The sequence below is a fragment of the Lacibacter sp. H407 genome (assembly GCF_037892605.1).
Lineage (GTDB): Bacteria > Bacteroidota > Bacteroidia > Chitinophagales > Chitinophagaceae > Lacibacter.
On record NZ_JBBKTU010000001.1, the window covers coordinates 4,316,106 to 4,336,335 of the forward strand.

Annotated in this window: 23 protein-coding genes; 11 read left to right on the top strand and 12 right to left on the bottom strand. The window is 40.5% G+C overall.

Annotated features, from left to right (window positions below; all coding sequences use genetic code 11):
• Nucleotides 1-74 precede the first annotated feature (74 nt).
• Nucleotides 75-680 (bottom strand): WbqC family protein, encoded by a 606-nt coding sequence (locus WG989_RS18540; RefSeq protein ID WP_340431541.1) that lies wholly within the window; start codon nt 678-680, stop codon nt 75-77.
• A gap of 410 nt (nt 681-1,090) precedes the next feature.
• Between WG989_RS18540 and WG989_RS18545 the strand changes: the two genes are divergently transcribed.
• Nucleotides 1,091-1,435: an LEA/WHy family protein gene (locus WG989_RS18545; protein WP_340431542.1), complete on the top strand. Its 345-nt coding sequence runs from the start codon at nt 1,091-1,093 to the stop codon at nt 1,433-1,435.
• A gap of 71 nt (nt 1,436-1,506) precedes the next feature.
• Here the strand turns inward: WG989_RS18545 and WG989_RS18550 are convergent, their stop codons facing one another.
• Both WG989_RS18550 and pyrE read right to left on the bottom strand, forming a co-directional pair.
• Nucleotides 1,507-1,866 (bottom strand): heavy-metal-associated domain-containing protein, encoded by a 360-nt coding sequence (locus WG989_RS18550; protein WP_340431543.1) that lies wholly within the window; start codon nt 1,864-1,866, stop codon nt 1,507-1,509.
• A gap of 21 nt (nt 1,867-1,887) precedes the next feature.
• Nucleotides 1,888-2,520, bottom strand: coding sequence for an orotate phosphoribosyltransferase (gene pyrE, locus WG989_RS18555; protein WP_340431544.1), 633 nt, complete (start codon nt 2,518-2,520; stop codon nt 1,888-1,890).
• Nucleotides 2,521-2,729: 209 nt separating this feature from the next.
• Here pyrE and WG989_RS18560 point away from each other — a divergent pair, with 209 nt between their 5' ends.
• Nucleotides 2,730-3,347: an NUDIX hydrolase gene (locus tag WG989_RS18560; protein ID WP_340431545.1), complete on the top strand. Its 618-nt coding sequence runs from the start codon at nt 2,730-2,732 to the stop codon at nt 3,345-3,347.
• 109 nt (nt 3,348-3,456) lie between these two features.
• Here WG989_RS18560 and WG989_RS18565 read toward each other — a convergent pair whose 3' ends face one another.
• Nucleotides 3,457-3,852, bottom strand: a complete 396-nt coding sequence (locus tag WG989_RS18565) for a VOC family protein (RefSeq protein WP_340431546.1) — start codon at nt 3,850-3,852, stop codon at nt 3,457-3,459.
• 369 nt (nt 3,853-4,221) lie between these two features.
• On the opposite strand from WG989_RS18565, the gene rbp reads away from it, so the two are divergent.
• From rbp to WG989_RS18585, 4 genes are all read left to right on the top strand, one after another.
• Entirely contained in the window at nt 4,222-4,491 is a 270-nt protein-coding gene (gene rbp, locus WG989_RS18570; RefSeq protein ID WP_340431547.1) for an RNA-binding regulator, read from the top strand.
• Nucleotides 4,460-4,792 (top strand): short-chain dehydrogenase, encoded by a 333-nt coding sequence (locus tag WG989_RS18575; RefSeq protein ID WP_340431548.1) that lies wholly within the window; start codon nt 4,460-4,462, stop codon nt 4,790-4,792. Before rbp ends, WG989_RS18575 begins: the two co-directional genes overlap by 32 nt.
• A 45-nt stretch (nt 4,793-4,837) precedes the next feature.
• Nucleotides 4,838-5,233 carry a hypothetical protein gene (locus tag WG989_RS18580; protein ID WP_340431549.1) on the top strand — a complete coding sequence of 132 codons (396 nt, stop codon included), beginning with the start codon at nt 4,838-4,840 and terminating at the stop codon, nt 5,231-5,233.
• A gap of 103 nt (nt 5,234-5,336) precedes the next feature.
• A complete protein-coding gene (locus tag WG989_RS18585) occupies nt 5,337-6,410 on the top strand; it encodes a 3-oxoacyl-ACP synthase III family protein (protein WP_340431550.1) in 1,074 nt (357 codons plus the stop codon).
• A gap of 12 nt (nt 6,411-6,422) precedes the next feature.
• Here WG989_RS18585 and WG989_RS18590 read toward each other — a convergent pair whose 3' ends face one another.
• Entirely contained in the window at nt 6,423-7,667 is a 1,245-nt protein-coding gene (locus WG989_RS18590) for a DEAD/DEAH box helicase (RefSeq protein ID WP_340431551.1), read from the bottom strand.
• A 374-nt stretch (nt 7,668-8,041) separates the two neighbouring features.
• On the opposite strand from WG989_RS18590, the gene WG989_RS18595 reads away from it, so the two are divergent.
• Complete coding sequence (locus tag WG989_RS18595) at nt 8,042-8,485, top strand: cold-shock protein (protein ID WP_340431552.1); 444 nt, start codon at nt 8,042-8,044, stop codon at nt 8,483-8,485.
• A gap of 108 nt (nt 8,486-8,593) precedes the next feature.
• On the opposite strand, the gene WG989_RS18600 is transcribed toward WG989_RS18595, so the two are convergent.
• From WG989_RS18600 to WG989_RS18620, 5 genes are all read right to left on the bottom strand, one after another.
• Nucleotides 8,594-9,559: an ABC transporter ATP-binding protein gene (locus WG989_RS18600; protein ID WP_340431553.1), complete on the bottom strand. Its 966-nt coding sequence runs from the start codon at nt 9,557-9,559 to the stop codon at nt 8,594-8,596.
• Nucleotides 9,560-9,636: 77 nt separating this feature from the next.
• A complete protein-coding gene (locus WG989_RS18605; protein ID WP_340431554.1) occupies nt 9,637-10,071 on the bottom strand; it encodes a hypothetical protein in 435 nt (144 codons plus the stop codon).
• A gap of 173 nt (nt 10,072-10,244) precedes the next feature.
• Nucleotides 10,245-10,565 carry a CHY zinc finger protein gene (locus tag WG989_RS18610; RefSeq protein ID WP_340431555.1) on the bottom strand — a complete coding sequence of 107 codons (321 nt, stop codon included), beginning with the start codon at nt 10,563-10,565 and terminating at the stop codon, nt 10,245-10,247.
• Between the two features lie 10 nt (nt 10,566-10,575).
• Entirely contained in the window at nt 10,576-10,962 is a 387-nt protein-coding gene (locus WG989_RS18615; protein ID WP_340431556.1) for a DUF3037 domain-containing protein, read from the bottom strand.
• Nucleotides 10,940-11,737, bottom strand: a complete 798-nt coding sequence (locus WG989_RS18620; RefSeq protein WP_340431557.1) for a HipA family kinase — start codon at nt 11,735-11,737, stop codon at nt 10,940-10,942. The genes WG989_RS18615 and WG989_RS18620 overlap by 23 nt, the downstream gene beginning before the upstream one ends.
• A gap of 265 nt (nt 11,738-12,002) precedes the next feature.
• Here WG989_RS18620 and WG989_RS18625 point away from each other — a divergent pair, with 265 nt between their 5' ends.
• The 3 genes from WG989_RS18625 to WG989_RS18635 are packed head-to-tail and all read left to right on the top strand — an operon-like array spanning nt 12,003 to nt 18,226.
• Complete coding sequence (locus WG989_RS18625) at nt 12,003-15,173, top strand: SusC/RagA family TonB-linked outer membrane protein (protein ID WP_340431558.1); 3,171 nt, start codon at nt 12,003-12,005, stop codon at nt 15,171-15,173.
• Nucleotides 15,174-15,185: 12 nt separating this feature from the next.
• On the top strand, nt 15,186-16,667 hold the full coding sequence (locus WG989_RS18630; protein ID WP_340431559.1) for a SusD/RagB family nutrient-binding outer membrane lipoprotein: 1,482 nt from the start codon (nt 15,186-15,188) through the stop codon (nt 16,665-16,667).
• A 23-nt stretch (nt 16,668-16,690) separates the two neighbouring features.
• On the top strand, nt 16,691-18,226 hold the full coding sequence (locus tag WG989_RS18635; protein WP_340431560.1) for an alkaline phosphatase family protein: 1,536 nt from the start codon (nt 16,691-16,693) through the stop codon (nt 18,224-18,226).
• Nucleotides 18,227-18,284: 58 nt separating this feature from the next.
• On the opposite strand, the gene WG989_RS18640 is transcribed toward WG989_RS18635, so the two are convergent.
• Together WG989_RS18640 and WG989_RS18645 are read right to left on the bottom strand one after the other, a co-directional pair.
• Nucleotides 18,285-18,716, bottom strand: coding sequence for an acetyltransferase (locus WG989_RS18640; RefSeq protein WP_340431561.1), 432 nt, complete (start codon nt 18,714-18,716; stop codon nt 18,285-18,287).
• Nucleotides 18,716-19,453, bottom strand: coding sequence for an alpha/beta fold hydrolase (locus WG989_RS18645; protein WP_340431562.1), 738 nt, complete (start codon nt 19,451-19,453; stop codon nt 18,716-18,718). Before WG989_RS18645 ends, WG989_RS18640 begins: the two co-directional genes overlap by 1 nt.
• Before the next feature lie 49 nt (nt 19,454-19,502).
• Between WG989_RS18645 and WG989_RS18650 the strand changes: the two genes are divergently transcribed.
• Nucleotides 19,503-20,183: a helix-turn-helix transcriptional regulator gene (locus WG989_RS18650; protein ID WP_340431563.1), complete on the top strand. Its 681-nt coding sequence runs from the start codon at nt 19,503-19,505 to the stop codon at nt 20,181-20,183.
• Nucleotides 20,184-20,230 lie beyond the last annotated feature (47 nt).

Here is a 20,230-nt window from a genome sequence, read left to right on the forward strand (position 1 = left end):
TTCTCATTACGTAAGCATGTGGATGTGGACGTACAAGTTAAGTGTTTTCCATTACAAGACACAACGAATGAAACTCAACCTTCGGAATAATTTATCCGGCGGAGATAATCCATTGCAAGCGGTCCTTCGCAAAGTAACAGATCAAGGATGCAGAGATTTGGAACAAAGCCATGCCGGTCTGTAAAAACCTGTTGATAGGAAGGATCATTAGTTCGCTCTGGTTGCAGCCCAGTTTTAGGTAACGGATACTTTTCCTCTCCCAACTCCACTTCTTCAACCGCCAGAATGTCAAGCTTCAGTTTCAATTTTTTCAAACACCATTCCGCCGTTTTCAGATTCAGGTCGAGCAGAAATTTTTCCTTTAACTGAAACAGCTGCTCTAGCTCTGGTGCATAATCGTCGAACCAGGGAGCCTTCCGGTAATTGTCGTGGATACCCCGCCAATGGATCCGTTGCCAAGGTTCGGCATAACCGATCTGCAAATCCCTGATTTTCTGTTTCGGGGCTCTGCCGCCCACCAGCGGCACGGTTAGGAGAAGGGGACCATTTGCTCCCATCAACCGCATTCGATTCAATTGAAGGCCTCTTTGATAGGGCTCACATGATGAATATTTTATATTTGACAAATCAATAAAACTTGAATAGTAGTAAATATCTCCAAAATATTTAAAATCAATCATATAGGATCTAAATTATAAATTCAAAATCGGCTGTTGGTTGAATTGGCTTAAAATGCCTTTAAAAGCAAAAATAATATTGGTTAAATTTAATTTTTAATATAATTAAAATGATGTTAATAAACTATATAACAATATATTACTACTATAAATTCGAACTACATTTTTTTGTAAACTGTTTTCCAATCTATTGTACAAAAAAGGCTAACGATTTTAGCGCAAATTTAAGGGTTCTGAAAAAGCTGCTGAAAGAAATATGCGCAGCTTGGCTTAATTTGCACGCAAACCCATTTTACGTGAAGCGGCTTCCCTTCTTGTTTTTGCTGATCAGTTGTTGTACCCTTTCCTGCAACACATTTAAGATCCCCGACTTTGTTACGTTCAGTAATCTGCGGACGGAATCTGTTGGTGTTATGGAAACCACAATCGTGATGGATCTGGTGTATTACAATCCCAACCGGATCGGTTTCCAGGTAAAGCGAACGGAAGCAGATGTGTACGTGGATGATGTTTACCTGGGCCGGGCAATTAGCGATACGTTGATCCGTGTTGCCAAAAAGTCAGAATTTGTAATTCCTGTTCGCATTAAAACAGATATGAAAAACTTGCTGAAAAATGCATGGTCAGCACTTTCCAACCGCTCGGTACAAGTGCGGGCAAGTGGCACTATCTCTGCCGGCGTGGGCGGACTTTTTAAAACGATACCGTTGGCGTATGAAGGCCGACATGAGATCGGGTTATTTGAACCGAAGCCGTGATTTTTGGATTCAGAAAGGGCATAAAAAAAGCCCAGACGAGTAGTCCAGGCTGGTAGTAAGATTCGAATCGTTTAATTCTTTTTCGGCGGTCCGCCACCATCTTCCACTTTTTTACAGCAGATCGGTAAGCGTTTGTATACTTCCTCATTTGCTGTTATATCGTCGGCGTCAAAGCCGAGGTTAGCGATGGCGGTTTTGATATTTTCGATATTGGTACGGTCGCTAAGGAAGGTGACGGTTGTAATTTTTTTTCGGAAGTCCACAACAATTTTCGACACGCCTTCTTCGGTTTTCATAAACCGCTCAATGAGGGTTTTGCACTCCACACATTGCGCCTGCGGTGTTTTAATTTGTGCCACGATAGGTTTCTTGTATTGTCCAATTACGGTAGTGGACAGCATGAGGGCAATGGAAAAAAGGATTGTTTTCATATTGATTTTTGCCTGAAATTATCAATTAACCAGCCAATGTGCCGGATCCTTCGACCATTTTAACAAAACTTCCTGTTCTGACGCTTCTACAATTTGTTTATCGATGGCCAGATTGATGAGCGTAGGATAATTGGTCAAGGAACGATATTCCACCCCTGCTTTTTGAAAGGCTGCGGCAGCCACATCAAACCCATAGGTGAAAATGGACACCATACCAATCACTTCTACACCTGCTTTGCGGAGCACTTCTACCACTTCGAGGCTGCTTTTCCCTGTAGAGATCAGGTCTTCGATTACCACTACTTTTTGTCCGGGTTCAAACGATCCCTCGATCTGATTTCCGAGTCCGTGTTCTTTGGGTTTGGGACGCACATACACATACGGCAGCTTCAATTGATCAGCCGCCATGGCACCCCAGGCAATACCGGCTGTGGCAACACCCGCTAACAACTCCGCATCAGGAAACTGATCAAAGATCACATTGCACATTTCGCTTTTGATAAACTCACGTACATGTGGAAACGATAATACTTTGCGGTTATCGCAATAGATGGGGCTCTTCCAGCCACTGGCCCATGTAAAGGGTTCTTTCACATTTAAACGAATGGCCTTAACTTGTAATAGTTTTTCAGCAACAGCTTGTTCATTTGTCATGCGGCGAAGGTAGAGAAAAGGAGGAAAAGAAAGCCGGTAGTGGGTGGTAGTTAGTGGCTGGTTGATGAACATTGGAACAAATGAATTGGGAATATGGAATTGGTAATGGATAACAGTCATTAAACAATAAGCAAACGATATGGGAACAGGAAAGATTTGTGGAGGGATGAAGCATTTTCAACCCTTACCCCATAACCGTTAACAATCTTATGTACATCAAAATCTATTTTGGCGATAAACCGGTGTTTCTTTGCGATGCGATTGATGAAACCATTCATGAATATATGCATCACCCCGATGCTGTTTTTATTGATGAAATTTCTGGTCCGGCGTTGAAGTCATTACTGCATGAAATTGTAAAAGAAGAATTTCATGCCGGAATTTTGTGGAATGAAGATCTGGAGAAATTGAAGAAAGCATTTTTTAAACTCTTTGTACCAGTGACTGCAGCTGGTGGTTTGGTGGAGAATGAAAAAGGTGAATTTTTATTGATACACCGGAGAGGAAAATGGGATTTACCAAAAGGGAAATTAGAAAAAGGGGAAAGCATTGAAGCGTGTGCTGTACGTGAAGTAGAGGAGGAAACCGGCTTGCAAAATCTGGAGCTGAAAAAACTGATCACCGTTACCTATCATACTTACGATGAATTCGGGAAACACATACTCAAAGATTCGCATTGGTACCGAATGAGAGTAAGCGGCAAACAAGTATTGACACCGCAAACAGAAGAAGATATTCTTGAAGTAAAATGGGTGAAGAAAAAAGATCTTGCTAAATACCTTCCTGAAACATTTCCATCGATCAAGGATGTGCTGGCAATGGCTTAGATGAACACGACTTACCCCTATCAATGTTCTGTTGTAACAAATTTCTAAAGACCACTGTTAATCGGAACAGGCCTTCAGTAGAGAGTAAAACTAAATCACAAATGGTACATTACTTTTCTGTTGGTTCAATCATATCCCACAAATTTCCATACAAATCTTCGAATACTGCAACAGTTCCATAAGGCTCAGCTACTGGCTCTCTTACAAACTTTATTCCTGCAGCCATCATCCGTTGATGATCACGATAAAAATCATCTGTATACAGAAACAGGAATACCCTTCCCCCCGTTTGATTGCCTACCCTGCTTTGTTGTTCCTCATTCGCTGCTTTTGCCAGCAATAGACAGGTATTGCTGTTGCCCGGAGGTGCCATAACCACCCATCGTTTTGTCGGAGACAACACGGTGTCTTCCACTAACCGAAAAAGTAATTTGTCCCTGTAAAATACAATTGCTTCATCGTAATCGTTTACCAGCAATGCCAATTGAGCAATTCGTTGTTGCATATGATTGATTGTAATGTAAAAGTACAGGAAGAAGACTCGTTGTTTTTCAGTAATCATGCAATAGAAACAGTTTTTGCATGTATGAGATCGACAAATGAGATAGATATAGCTGGTTTTTCGATCTGCATACAAAAAGCGATGTTTGAAACCTGTAAAAAACACCTATTTAACAATTGTATATGCATTTACAGTACTTCCTTCAACAGGCCTCCTTCTGAGCAAAATAAAAGGGCTGTTCTGCACGGAAAAGACTACCTTTATGTTGTTAATTGAGTTAGTCTTTTGTAAGCGAACAATCATTTCGTCCCTCGCATTTTTCTTTTACACCAGTATTCTGCTCAAGTTTTTTCATTTTAATTCTTATATGTCATGAACATTTATGTTTCCAATTTGGGTTTTAACGTACAGGATGCAGACTTAAAACAAATGTTTGCAGGTTACGGAGAAGTTTCATCAGCAAAGGTGATTACTGATAAGTTCACCAATCAAAGCAGAGGTTTCGGCTTTGTTGAAATGCCCGATGATGCTGCGGCTCAAAAAGCTGTTGATGAACTGAACGGAACGACAAATGATGGCCGTGCAATTAAGGTGGTAGAAGCAAGACCACGTGAAGAAAAACCTCGCAGTAACAGGTGGTAATTGCGATCAACAAGGGCACATTTATTATTCAACAAATTTTTACAGCATGACAAATGATATGATTGAAAAGTTCATTGAAACCAAAGCACAGAAAAACGCTAAAGTGAATATTCACTTTAAACAGCGTGATACCGTGAAAGGTGTGTTTATCCGCACAGGTGATTATGAAGAGCTGAAGATTAAAAATTTCTGGCGCATTGTTTCCATTACCAAACTGGAAGAATGGGAACGCACCAAGGATAATAATCTGGCACGCATATTCAATGGTGCAGAGTTTACACGTTTGAGTGAATCGAACTAACGGTCTGTCACAAACGAGTTATACGTTCATTTCAAAACCCGATATATGTTTACACAAACCTGGAAGAAGTATTTACCTGTGATTTTCATTTTGATCAAACGATCAACACAAGGTGAACAGGTGCTCAAAATGAATCACACTGATTTTGAACGGGCATCTGGTGGAAGAAAAACAAAATACAGCTTCTCCAACCTGGAACTTACAAGAGCAAGGCTTAATTCACATGCGAAACATTCTCCCCTTGCAAAAGAGTTTGCTGTGTTATTACAGGAAGACCCCGCCGTGAGAAGATACATTATTGATCAGCATCTTGAGTTTTCAATGACCAATGATTTTACGCTGACGATAAAAAATCATCTGTTGGTAACAGAACCGGTAGCAGAAGAATCTGACACTGCTGTTACTGCTGATGAAACCACAGCCGTTGCACATGCTGAATAAGCATTGCAGTAAAGCTGCTCCGCTATCATACCAAAAAAATGTCTCTATAACTGCTGTTTACACCAAGGTGTAAACAGCTTTTTTTTATTCTAAAGTTAACGTTATGCTTCGCTCCGTTATTACAGGTACCGGCTCTTACATTCCTCCCGTTATACAAACCAATTCAAAATTCGCAGAACATTTATTTTATTCGGAAGATCATATACCCCTGACCACTCCACCAGCTGAAGTTGTAGAAAAATTCCAACAGATCACCGGAATCGAAGAACGCCGCTATGCGTCGGACGATATGACGACAGCTGACATAGGTTTTGAAGCAGCAAAAAAAGCAATAGAAGACAGTGGTGTTGATCCTGAAACGATTGACCAGTTGATCGTTGCCCATAACTTCGGCAATGTACTGAAGCATACCATTCAAACCGATGCAGTGCCTTCACTTGCCGGTTCCATTAAACACAAGCTCGGCATTGCAAATCCCAACTGTGTAGCATACGATGTATTGTTTGGATGCCCCGGCTGGTTGCAAGGTGTTATACATGCAGATGCATTTTTCAAAGCAGGCATTGCAAAGAAAGCATTGATCATTGGTGCAGAAACGTTATCACGGGTTATTGATGTGTACGATCGTGACAGTATGATTTTTAGTGATGGTGCAGGTGCGGCTGTTCTTGAATTCAAAGAAACAGCAGGGCAAGATACAGGTATCCTGAGTGCATCGGTTCAAACACATTCATTGGAAGAAGTGGATTATATCAATATGGGTGCTTCGTTTTTTCCGGGAAGTGATCCGAATGTGCGGTATATCAAAATGAAAGGACGAAAAGTATATGAGTATGCAATGAAGCATGTACCTGCAGCCATGAAAGATTGCCTCGATAAAAGCGGTGTTTCTATTCAGCAATTAAAAAAAGTATTCATCCACCAGGCCAATGAAAAAATGGATGAAGGAATTATCAAACGATTATACAAACTCTACAATATTGCAGAGCCGCCTGAGCACATTATGCCAATGAGCATTCATTGGTTGGGCAACAGTTCGGTTGCTACTGTTCCTACGCTACTTGATCTGGTGCGAAGAGGTGAAATAAAAAATCACCGACTGGAAGCCGGTGATGTGATTTTATTTGCATCAGTAGGTGCCGGTATGAACATCAATGCTGTTTGTTACTGTTACTGAACTTCTATTTGATCAACGTTGCGAAAATGCTTTTCCGTAACGACGGCCACGGCCTGCACCACCAAATGAATTGGATGTAGCAGCGGGTGTTGTTGGAAGCGGCGCATTATGCATAGAACTGATATCGTAGGTATGACCTTTTACAACAGGGATCTGTTTTTTGATCAGCTTTTGAATATCACTTAGAAAGGTCTTCTCTCCCCAATCGCAAAACGAAATGGCACTACCACTTGCCCCTGCACGTCCTGTACGTCCAATACGGTGTACATAGGTTTCAGGCACATTGGGTAATTCGTAATTCAGCACATGCGTTAACTCATCAATATCAATACCACGGGCAGCAATATCGGTTGCCACCAATACTCTTGTTTTCCGCTTCTTGAAATTTTCCAATGCATTCTGACGTGCATTCTGCGATTTGTTACCATGAATTGCTTCGGTACGAATCCCTGCATTATTTAAACTGCGTGCAAGCTTATCAGCCGCATGCTTCATTTGCGTAAACACAAGCAACGACTCAATGCCTTCATCTTTCAGCAATTGCGCCAACAACGGGAGCTTATTATGTTTCTCAACAAAATAAACCGACTGCTGAATCATTTCCACAGTAGATGAAACCGGAGTTACTTCAACTTTCACCGGATTGTTGAGCAACATATTTGCCAGCTGTTGAATTTCAGCGGGCATGGTTGCCGAGAAAAATAAGGTTTGACGTTTACTTGGCAATTTTGCAATAATGCGTTTTACATCATGCACAAAACCCATATCCAGCATACGATCTGCTTCATCCAATACAAAAAACTGTATTTGATTCAGGCTTATATGCCCTTGCTGCATCAGATCGAGTAAACGACCGGGTGTAGCTACCAGAATATCAACACCACGTTTGATGGCTTGCACCTGGCTGTATTGCGGCACACCACCAAAGATCACATGATGGCGGATCTTTAAAAAGTGACCGTACGAGCTGATGCTTTCACCGATCTGGATCGCCAGTTCACGTGTAGGTGTAAGAATAAGTGTTTGAAGGTGATGTCCCTTTGCCTGGTTATTCAGCTGATGCTGGTGCATGAGTTGAAGAATAGGAATGGTAAAGGCTGCGGTTTTGCCTGTGCCCGTTTGCGCACAGCCAAGCAGATCACGTTGTTGTAAAATGGCAGGAATAGCCTGCTCTTGAATAGGTGTGGGTGTGGTATACCCTTCTTTGCTCAAGGCCTGTAATACAGGCTCAATGAGCTGTAAATTGTTAAATGACACGAACTTTAATTTTTTTGTTGAATAATGTGATAAGGCTATCAAACAAGCGTTTGATACATTATCTGCCTTAGGTTAAAACATCACATATTTGAGGAGGGCACTACTTCACAAACAGGAAGAAATAACAGTAAGAACCACAAAACTACTGTTTTTCAGGGAAAAGGAGCTTTTTATTTCCTTATGCGGGATGATAGCCATCGTATTTTAGCGTTTCGTTGCACTGTTTACTTACAGCTTTTGCACACTGTATGGGTGTAAAAAGAGAAAAGCTTACCTTTAGCGTGATCTGAAGTAGATACTTACATTCCTCCCTCAGAAAATTCAATTTATTTTTTCCGGTAACACGGAAGTTCATCTTTAATTATTTATCGTGCATGGCTGATACATGGAACAAAAAAGAAAGAGAAAAGAAAAAACAACAAACAAAGAAAGACAAAGCTGAGCGCAAGCAGGAACGCAAAGAAGCGCCGAAAAGCAAAGATCTGAACGACATGCTGGCGTATGTTGATGAGAATGGCAACATCTCTGCAACACCACCTGATCTAAGCAGAGTAAAGAAAGTACGTTTGGAAGATATTGAAATAGGCGTGCCAAAGCAATTGCCGACTGATCCTGCTGATCTGATCCGCACAGGTATTGTAACCTTCTTCAACGAATCAAAAGGATATGGTTTTATAAAAGACCTGGAAACTCAGGAAAGTGTGTTTGTGCATGTGAACGGGTTAAAAGAAGCCATTAAAGAAAATAACAAAGTTAGTTTTGAAGTAGAAATGACACCAAAAGGTGCAAGTGCTGTGAATGTAAAACAGACCAGTTGATCTGTATTAAGATAAATAGCAACTCATTTGTTTGAGTTTAAGAAAGAAGGTGTCACAAATGTGATACCTTCTTTCTTTTTAAATAGTTTTATTACTGTAAAAGTAAAACTACAAATACCAAGGGGCAGAGGTTGAGATGTCAAAATAAAGAGAATCACCTTTTTGAACAGATATATCTTTTTGTAAAATAAAAAATCGTTGCGCCTGAAAAATTACTTCCAGTAAATAATAAGCACCACGATAATGTACTGCTTCAATCATTCCTTTATACGAATGCTCTTCCTGTGAGCCAATATGAAACTGATCAGGGCGTAAGAAAAGTTTTTTTCCAATTGTAACCGGTTGATGTAACAAAGCAGCATCAACCAAACTATATTCTCCTAATAAACCGGCAGTATATTCATTCACCGGATGTTTATACAATTGCCCCGGACTACCCTGTTGTATAATGCACCCTTCTTTCATCAATAGCAGTTCATCGGCCCATGCAAGCAGATCAGCTGGTTCATGCGAAACCATGATGCAGGTTATGCCAAGTTGATTTCCCAGGTTTTCAATCACCTGTTTCATTGTTCGTTTATGCAATGCATCAAGGTTGGAAAAAGGCTCGTCGAGAATTAAGAGTTGCGGAGAGCCGGTGAGTAATCTTGCCAAAGCAATGCGTTGTTTCTCCCCTCCCGAAAGTTGATGGGTGCGACGTTTGAGTAAATGTTCCACTTCACAAACCCGATAGATCTGAAAAGCTTCTTCTTCAGTAAGTTTATTCGCCATTTCAAGGAAATCATCGACCCAATAATTATTCCTGAGTTCAAAATGCTGCGATAAATAACCAATGCCTGAATGACCAGGAATCAACTGTTCCAAAGGCCCCAACACTTTTTCATTTTTAAAATACACTTCGCCTGCATCGGGTTGAATAAACCCTGCGATCATTTTCAATAGTGTAGTTTTGCCCGATCCTGTTTCGCCGGCAATACCAATTTTTTGAAACGGCTGTTGACTGAAACTGATCCCATTCACTGCATCAGCGTCGCCTTCCTTCTTAAACAGTCCCTTTACTTCTAAAAAAGCCATGCCCGAAAATAGAACATAAGAGCAATATTACAAGTGAAGAACCGATCACTGAAAAGTTGTACAGCTGCAATAACAACTTATTGATAAAACCGCTGTGCCAATGAATGTGACACTACTTTAAATTCATCGTCCTTTAACGACAGCTGGTAACAGTTGTCAATTGCTTTGATGTTAGGATTAGATAAATGGCGCTCATTATAAGGGCGTATCAAATCTCTTTCCTTTGTTACACGTCCATTTTCATCAACTGTTTTTGAAAATATCCTGTACTGAAAATGCCAGGGATTCAATTCATCATCTGCACCATGCGAATTGTAAGTGTCATTAAAGCCCTCAAAGATCAATTCGCTTGCATACTCAGGATGCTCATGCAGTGCATCGGTAATATTGATGAACTCATTCATTTCGGGATCATCGTGTACAATACCACTGTCCCAAACCGTTTCGCCATTCAGGAATATAACCAGCCTGTTATCAACGTGTTTTACGTTGATCCAATACTCTTTTTTCATATTTTTTACATTAAATCGTTACAGAATAGATTTCAGATAACAGGAGTAAAATTCATCATAATTCCAAAGGCAGGTAATGACGAATATTAGAAAAGAAGCTGATTAAAATCCATGTTTGAGATGGGGTAATAACTATGTAACATCAAGAAGGTGTGTCGGCGAGGGGTTTGCAATTATTCAGTTTCAAAATACAAATGATTATGATTGCTGCATTTGGGGTTGAAACTGGCGCTGCAATGAGGGCATTGGTAATTACTGTGCTTGTATTCGTTGATGGTCATTTCGTTCTGACAAACGCCGCACAGAATAGCACTTGAGTCAAATTCATTTTTACTCCATACGTCAGCTTTATGTCCGGCTGTTTCTTCATGACAATAAAAACAGGGATAGTAAGTATCACAGCATTTAAACTTAATCGCAATTATATCAAGGGAAGAATGATAATGTGTGCAGCGTGTTTGATTGTCAACAGGTTTACCTTTTACTTCAATCATGATACCTCATTTAACTTACCACTAATTGTTCCAATAGTTTCACTACTGTTTTTTCAGTATCAGTACAAATGCCGGGATGCACAGCCGATGTTTGTACAACCGTACTTCGTTTTGCTGTGAGCCAACGAAACCTTGCAGCATGATCGAGCAATGAAATAGGACCGGCTTCTTTATTTCCTTTGCTGATCTGTTCAAATGCATGCAAATGTTGACGAACATCTTCAAGATCAATTTTGGGATAAAGTGCCAATATCCGTTTCTCATCCAGCACATATTTCATATCAAGAAACGCAGGGCGTTTGCAGAATACAATAACACCCACATTCAGGAATTCTTCCCGTTCCACACGTGGCACTACACGTATGATAGCATACTCAAATGTGAATTTTTCCTGCATTGATCAATTCGTTTACAAAATTGGATGAATGTGTTATTCTTGTTATGAGAAATTGATAATAAACATTTCTTATTTCATCAGCTGAAAGTATTCCTTCTTCATCTTTCAACCAAGTATCAGGAAGAATAGAAACAATGGATCGGATGAGTTCTGGAATTAATATCTGTTTCAACATTGTATCTGTTTCCTGAATATTTGTTGCTTGTGGCAACAGTACATGATCCTTGACCTGTACAAACGGTCTTAACGCCTGTTCTTCCCAACTATAACCTGAATGGTGAAAATACAATGAAGCACCATGATCGATCATCCACAATTCATTTCGCCAGGTAAGCATGTTCGTGTTACGTGCTGTACGATCTACATTCATCAACAATGCATCCAGCCACACAATTTTTGAAGCGAGTGAAGGTTCAACTTTTGTAACAGCCGGATCGTAAGTAATAGCACCCGATAAATAATGCAAACCAAGATTCAACCCTTCGCTTGCACGTAACAGATCTTGTATTTCTTCATCGGGTTCCATGCGACCAAAGGCTTCATCCAGTTCAGCAAAAACAAGTTCCGGAACTTTTAAACCAATGGCTCTTGCAAGTTCAGCACCAATAACATCTGCGATCAACGCTTTACTTCCCTGCCCTGCCCCACGAAATTTTACTACATATAAAAATCCATCATCGGCTTCGGCGATGGCAGGCAATGAACCACCTTCACGCAAAGGCGTAACATAGCGTGTTACCTGTACTGTTCTTATATCGGGTGGTTGAATGCTCATCTGCCTCCTGTTCTTGTAATTTCCGCTAAGCTATAATAAGATTGCCTGAAAACAAAAACAGAAGATGTGAGAAGAAGGTGCATTGTTTTATGAAATGAAAAACATAACTATTATACTTAACCATTCCAGTTAAACTTCCTGTTGCGGAATTGTTATGAAATCATCATGGAATGTTTACCGCAATATTATAACCGTATTAAGAAACTGTAAAGCTGTTCGTTTACAATCTGAGCCGTTCACATTTGCAGTTCAAAACCAATTGCGCATGAAACGTTCATTCAACTTAGTAACAATACAGGCAATACTATTTTTGCTGACATTGTTTATTACAACTTCTCTCACAGCTCAAACTATTAAGGGAATGGTGAGCGACAGTAGCGGCAAACCGTTAGCGGGTGCAACTATTGAACTGAAAGGCTCAACTGCAACAACTCAAACAAATGCAGAAGGCAATTTCAGCTTTACAGCACCAAAAAATCTTACAAGAAAAGATGTACTTACGATCAGTTATTCCGGCTATAAAGAACTGGAATGGTATTACGATGGCAACAACAATATCAAACTACAATTGCAACCGGAGGAAAAAATGCTGGGCGAAGTGGTGGTAACGGCGCTGGGTATACGAAGAGAAGAAAAATCGCTGGGCTTTGCTGCACAAACAGTAAAAGAGAATGCAGTTAAAGATGCACGTACAAACAACTGGGCCAACAGTTTAACAGGAAAAGTAGCCGGTTTAAATATACAAGGTACGGGTGCAGGCCCAATGGGATCATCACGTATTACACTGCGTGGAGAATCTTCACTGAATCTTGATAATAACCAGGCCCTGATTATTATCGATGGCGTTCCTGTCAGTAATAAAATAACCGGCACAGGTTTTTCTTCTCATTTATCGCAAGACAATCCGGTTGACTATGGTTCTGCTGTGAATGATATCAATCCGGATGATATCGAAAAAATATCTGTATTAAAAGGTGCAGGTGCAACGGCCTTGTATGGCAGCCGGGCATCAGGCGGCGTGATCATCATCACAACAAAAAGCGGTCAAAGGAAAGACAAAGGTTTGGGCATTACATACAATATGAACTACAGCATTGATCAGGTGAACCGTTGGCCCGATTATCAATTTGAATATGGCGAAGGAAGAACAGATGCTTATTATTCTTATCTCGATAGTGAAGATGGAGCAAATACTGCTACTGGTGTAGCTGCGGGACGTGCATGGGGACCTAAATTCAATGGTCAACAATATTTCCAATACGATCCGAACACTCCAAGCGGTAAAGCAAGCGTACGTACACCATGGGTTGCACATGATGATTATATCTCTGGTTATTTCCGTTTTGGTTCAACGATTACAAACAGCATCTCCATTGAAGGTGGTTCTGAAAAAGGAAGTGCCCGTTTATCGCTAACACATTTAAAAAATCAATGGATCCTTCCTAATTATGGCTTTGAACGATACAATGCTGCGTTATCTGTCAATCAAAAAGTAACGGATAAGCTACGCATCAACGGGCGTGTGAATTATACCAACAAAAAAAGTGATAATCTTCCGGGAGCTGGTTACAACAATCAATCAACGATGTATTTCCTCATCATCGGTACGGCACCCAACATTCGACCTGAATGGTTTAAACCTTATTGGGAGCCGGGATTAGAAAATGTACAACAACGAAATCGATTTAACCCCGGCCCGGATAATCCTTATCTCACTTTCTACGAAATGCTGAATAAAATGAACAGACACGGTGTGATCGGAAATGTATCTGCCACTTACACATTCAATGATAATCTGGAATTGTTGGTGCGTTCAGGTATGGATATGTCGTTTGAATATCGTTCGCAACAACGTCCGTTCAGTATGACGAAATATCCAAGAGGTATGTTTCGTGAACAAACTGTTTTCAGTTATGAATCAAATACAGATGCCTTGTTGAGCTATAACAACAAGATCAACAGTAACTGGAAATACAATGTATCAATTGGAGGCAACCTGATGCGCCAAACGTATGACTTTGCGGGAATGTACGCCGATCAGTTGGCACAACCGGGCATCTATCAAATTTCAAACAGCTTGGATCAGGCAGTTGCAGATCCATTGAAAACAAAAAAAGCAATCAACAGTGTTTATGGTACCGGTCAACTTTCATTCCGTGATCAGATTTTCGTTGATGTAACAGGACGTAACGATTGGTCGAGTACACTACCCTATCAAAACAATTCATTCTTTTACCCATCGGTAAGTACAAGCTTTATTTTGTCGGACATCTTTACGTTACCGTCGGAAATTTCGTTTGCAAAAGTGCGTATGTCGTGGGCACAGGTTGGTAATGATACAAGGCCTTATCAAACCGATAAATATTACGACAGGATCTATGGCAATAACTTCACCAACCCTTCAGTATTATTCAATCCTGATTTGAAGCCGGAAATTACATCCAGCTATGAAGCGGGTATTGATCTTCGTTTCTTCCGAAATCGTTTATCGTTTGATGTAGCAGTATATAGCAACAACAGCCGTAATCAAATTCTTGCAATTCCGCTAGACCCTGTTAGCGGTTACAGTAATGCGTTAGTAAATGCCGGATTGATCAACAGCCGTGGTGTAGAAGTAGCCATTACAGGAAAGCCGGTTGTAAAAAAGAATTTCAGTTGGACAACCACTTTAGTATGGAGTCAAAACAGAAGTTATGTAAAAGAATTGGCGGAAGGAATTACCAATCAAGTGATCTATTCACATGGCAGTAACGTTTCCATTGAAGCAAGAGTTGGTGGACGAATGGGCGATATGTATGGCCGTGGATTTCAACGTTCACCTGATGGACAGATCATTTATGGATCAAACGGATTACCTGCGCAATTGGATCCGGTTCTGAAAAAATGGGGCAATGCATTTGCTGACTGGAAAGCAGGCTTAACCAATGAATTTATGATCAAAAATTTCCGCATCAGCATTCTGCTTGATGGACAAATGGGCGGAAGTATGTATTCTCAAACCAATCACAAAAATAATACGCTGGGTAAAACAAAAGTAACCTTACCCGGACGTGATGGTGGCATCGTTGGTGAAGGCGTTGTTTACAATAGTTCTACACAGAAATATGAACGCAATACAAGAAATGTAGCCGCCAGTTCTTACTACGATAACTACTACACCATTGGCAATGCTGAAACAAATATTTTTGACGCATCATTCCTTAAAATACGTGAAGTACGATTTGAATTTAATCTGCCGCAACGTTTGCTGAGTAAGTTGTTAGTGAAACAAACCAGTGTTGCACTGTATGGTCGTGAACTTTTCAACTTTACCAAGTTTCCGGGCTTCGATCCTGAAGGTGGCAACCTGAACAACGGCACACTTACACCTGGTGTTGAGTTAACACAATTCCCATCTACAAGAAATATGGGAATCAATCTCACTTTTAAATTTTAAACAGCAACGATCATGAAATTCAGATATTCCTTTTCAACTCTTCTAGTTACAGTGTTGTTGCTTACAGCCTGTTCAAAAAAATTCGAAGAGCTAAATACAGATCCCAACAGACCGAAACAAATTACACCCGGTGTGATGCTGGGCCAGGTGCAATATCGCATCGTTAGTACAAGCATTCAGGCAAGTCGTGGTTTTACGCACGAGTTAATGCAGGTGGATGCGCCACGCTCAAGTCCAGGCGGTCAAGGTTTGCATCGCTATGTTGTGAACCCTGGCGCAGCAGTATGGAGCAACTTTTATAATTATCTAACTGATATTGAAGACATCTACAATATCTCCGTTACATTGAAAGAAGATAATTACAAGGCTATTGCGTTGGTGTACAAAAGCTGGGCGTATTCTATTCTTACTGATCTGTATGGTGATGTGCCGTTTACACAAGCCATCAAAGCAACAGATGGAGTGTTTAAACCAGCTTTTGATAAACAGAAAGACATTTATATACAACTGCTGAAAAATCTTGATACTGCAAATGCATTATTCAATTCAACCAAGGCATTAACGTATGGTGGCGACATGTTATACAACGCAAATACTGTAACCGGAAATTCAAATCCGGGTATTGTGAAGTGGAAGAAATTTGCCAATTCATTAAAGTTGCGTTTACTGTTACGTCTTTCAAAGCGTGATGGGGAATTGAATATTACTGAGCAGATCAATGCAATGCTGCAAAACCCTTCTCAATACCCGCTTTTCACATCAAATGCAGATGAAGCGATCTTCCGTTTCCCCGGCACCTTCCCGTATTTCAATCCATATTACAATGCAAGGCAACTTGAGTGGCGAGATGGTACTTACTTTACCAAATTCTTTCTTGACAAGATGAATGCAGACAATGATCCAAGACGTGCTGTATGGGTTCGTCCTGTTACAGTAAATGGCACAAGTGTATTTCGTGGTATCGAAAGCGGTTATCCAACAACAACAGAATACCAGGTTGGTGCTAATTCAAGTTATAATGATGTAATGCGTACGCTACCTTCATTAGGTGTGATGCTTACTTATGCCGAAGTAGAATTTATAAAAGCCGAACTTGCATTAAAAGGGTTTGTAACGGGCAAAACAGCCAAACAACATTATGAAGCTGGTGTAGCAGCCTCTATGAATCAATGGGCAGTAACCATGCCTGCAGGTTATTTGAAGCAGTCGGGTTTGGTGTATGATGAGAACGCATCGAACGAGGAACAATTAGAGCGTATCATGTTGCAGAAATACTATGCTTACTTCTTTGTGGATTATCAGGCATGGTTTGAAAAAAGAAGAACTGGTTATCCTGTTTTGCCAAGAGGGAACGGTGTGCCGGCAGAAAACAAATTTCCTTCCCGTGTTCCCTATCCTTCTTATCTGCAATCGCTCAATCCTGAAAATCTTGCTGCCGCCCAAACAGCAATGGGCGGAGACAACAGCGATATAAAAGTATGGTGGGATAAATAACCGTTCAATATAAACTTCAGTACATGAAAAAAAACAGCAGCCTCGCATTTTGTTTGCTTGTTTGCATGACGCTTTCTGCACAAACAAAATCAACTGACAGTATCCGCACATTGATCGTTTTCTTTGATGGATTGCGACCTGATTATATTACAGCAGATGAAATGCCCAACCTGTACGCCTTCAGAAAAAAAGCCAGCTATGGAAAAGCACATCACAGTGTATTTCCAACTGTAACAAGAGTGAATGCAACATCTTATGCAACGGGCAGCTATCCCGGCACGCATGGTTTAATGGGCAACAGTGTTTATTTCCCACAGGTTAGTACAACTAAAAGTTTAAATACAGGAGATGCATCTGAATTAAATGCCATCAACAAAGCGCTGAACGGCCATTTGATCACAGCCATTTCGTTGGGAGAAGTATTAAAGCAACATGGCAAAGATATGATGGTGTTCAGCTCTGGTACTACCGGTCAGGCATTGATGCAAAACCATACGGTAAGTGGTGCTATTATTAATCCTGCCATGATTTTACCGGAAAGCATCAAAGAAAAAGTGATTGCAGAAGTGGGCACTATTCCTCCTGCCGGCAAACCAAATACAGCAAGGCATACATGGATCACTAACGCATTGATGAAATATGGATTGCATTTGGATGGTCCGTTGGTAAGTGCGATCTGGTTTTCTGATCCTGATGGCACTGCACATGCCGACGGTATTGGTTCACCTACTGCAATAGCTTCGATAAAATCGGTAGATGAACAGTTTGGCCGAATCCTTACCGATCTGGAACAAAAAGGTTTAGCCGATAATTTCAACATTGTTATTTCAACCGATCATGGATTTGTTACGCATGTTGGAAAAGATGGGCTTGTTGAATTTCTCATCCGCAAAGGATTAAAAAAAGAAAAAGATTCAGATGATGTTGTAATTGCCGGCGGTGCTATTTACATTAAAGATCATAACAAAGACTTACTTCAACAGATCGTAACTGCATTACAAGCTGAAGAATGGATCGGCGCTATTTTTACAAAGGGAATCAAAAAAGGCGACACCAAGGGGCATATTGCCGGTACACTTTCGTTTGAAAGCATTCACTGGAACCACGAAGAACGGATGGCTGATATATTGGTGGATGTAAATTGGAACGATGAAAAAAACACTGCAGGATATGCCGGCACGAGTTATTCAAGAGGCGTTGCCGGGCATGGCAGCTTAAGTCCATACGAAGTGCATATTGCATTACTGGCAGCAGGACCATCGTTTAAGCCATCGTTCGAAAGTGAATTACCTACTTCCAATGTTGATCTTGTGCCAACCATTTTACATCTGCATCAACTACCAATTCCTGCAACAGTAAATGGACGTGTAATGTATGAGTTGCTCATCAACAGCAAAACGACAGCAAAACCGATTGTAAAAAATGATATAATTGAAACCTCGGTGAATTTTAAAGGCGGCATTTATAAACTTTTACTCAACCGTACAATTCTTGGAGAATATCAATACATCAATTTCGCTAAAGTGATTCGTGAAAGAAACAGCAATACCGGACAATAGAACCATCTGTATTAAAAAAGGAAGGAGCTGGAGCTCCTTCCTTTTTTTGTTTGGCTGATTAGCCAATATATTTCATACTGAGTAATGGAAACGGCCTGCCCAAACCATCTGTTTCCTTTCGCTCAATAACAGCAAAGCCCATATGCTCATAAAACCCAACAGCTTGTTCGTTCTGCTGATTTACATCCAACTCATATGCACCGAGGATATGCATTGAATAGTGAAGTAATATTTTACCGATACCCTTCCCTCTTGCTTCGGGTTTAAGAAAGAGCATTTCAATTTTCCCATCTGCCACACCTGTAAACCCAAGAAGCTGTTTTGTATCATCTTCATAAACGTAAACAGGAACTGCAGGAAAGATCGCAGGCAACATCAGTTTTATTTCCTGTAAATAATCTTCCGGCAGAAAATGATGGGTAGCTCTTACTGACTGCTCCCACACATCAATTAAAACCGGGTAATCTTTTTCTGTTGCAACCCTGATCATCATTCATTTATTTTACAGAATTCACGAATAATACCTGCTAACACAGCAATGTCTGTTTTTTCAATTGGGTGAGCAGTTTGTTCCAGTAGTTGAAAGCGACTATTTGGTAATACTTTTTGTACAGCCTCTGTTTCTTCTTTCGTTACCATCTTATCATTATCACCAAGCAATAAAAGTACCGGCAGATTGATTATTGTATAATCGTTCAATTGGAGTGGTTTTTCTTTTCCCATCTGCAGCAACATCTCTTTTGTTTTTTCCAGCACCAATTTCCAATCGTTTGGTTCATGCCTTTGCTTTAACTGCCCTGCAAACAGTGGTACTTTCTCGTGTATCACCTCTGCATTCAACATTCCAGCTTCTTTTGCGGACACTGCTTCATTCCATTCAAATTTTGTAGCAAGTGTTACAATTTCACTGAATAATTGCGGTTGTTGTTTTGCAAGGTACAATGCTATATATCCACCCATGCTGTAACCAAATACAGATGCGTGCTTAATCTGCTGGATTAAAAGATATTCTTGCAATTCGGCTGCAAATGCCTGAATTGAAAATGGTTCTTCAGTAAACGGCTTACCTCCATGTCCGCTAAAATTGAAAGCATGAACATTAAAATCATTTTTCAATAAATCAGTCAATGGTTGTAGTTGATCTTTTGCACCAATAGCACCATGCAATAACACAATATCTTTCATACCATAAATAAACTCAATTTTCAGGAACCGGACAACAGGCACTGAATGTTCAGATAAAGAAAAAATCCATTTACTTTACTGTATGAACCGTATGGATCGACTTTTAGGAATTGTTACGCTGCTGCAATCAAAAAAATTTGTACCTGCAGAAAAGATCGCTGATAAATATAGCATCAGCGTACGCACTGTTTACCGTGATGTAAAAGCGTTGGTTGAGTTGGGCATCCCGGTAAGCTTTGAACCGAACCGTGGTTATTTTGTGGTGCAGGGTTATTTTCTGCCGCCTGTTGCTTTCAGCAGCGAAGAAGCAAACGCATTGTTGCTCACAGAATCGCTTGTATATGGCTTTGCCGACAAATCGATCCAGAAACATTATTCGTCTGCACTCAATAAAGTAAAAGCTGTTCTGCGTTCTACACAAAAAGAAAAACTCGATTTACTTGATAACAGCATCCGTATGCAGATGCACCCAAACCTGCTGTTAAACTTCGAATACCTTTCGCAACTGCAGGCCGCAATTACCAATCAAACGGTTATCACGATCGATTATACAAATGCCAAAGAAGAAAGCACAAAACGAAAACTCGAGCCGATCGGTCTTATCTTTTATGCATTCAGCTGGCACTTGATCGGCTGGTGCTACTTGCGCAAAGATTATCGTGATTTCAAACTGCAACGTATCAAACAAGTTCAGATCACCGAGCTGCCTTTTCAGAAAAAAAACCATATCAGCATTTCTGAATTCATGAAACAATTGCCGGTAAACTATTAATTTTTTCGGCTGGAGAAAGCACTGCCATAGGGTTGTCAGTGGCTCAT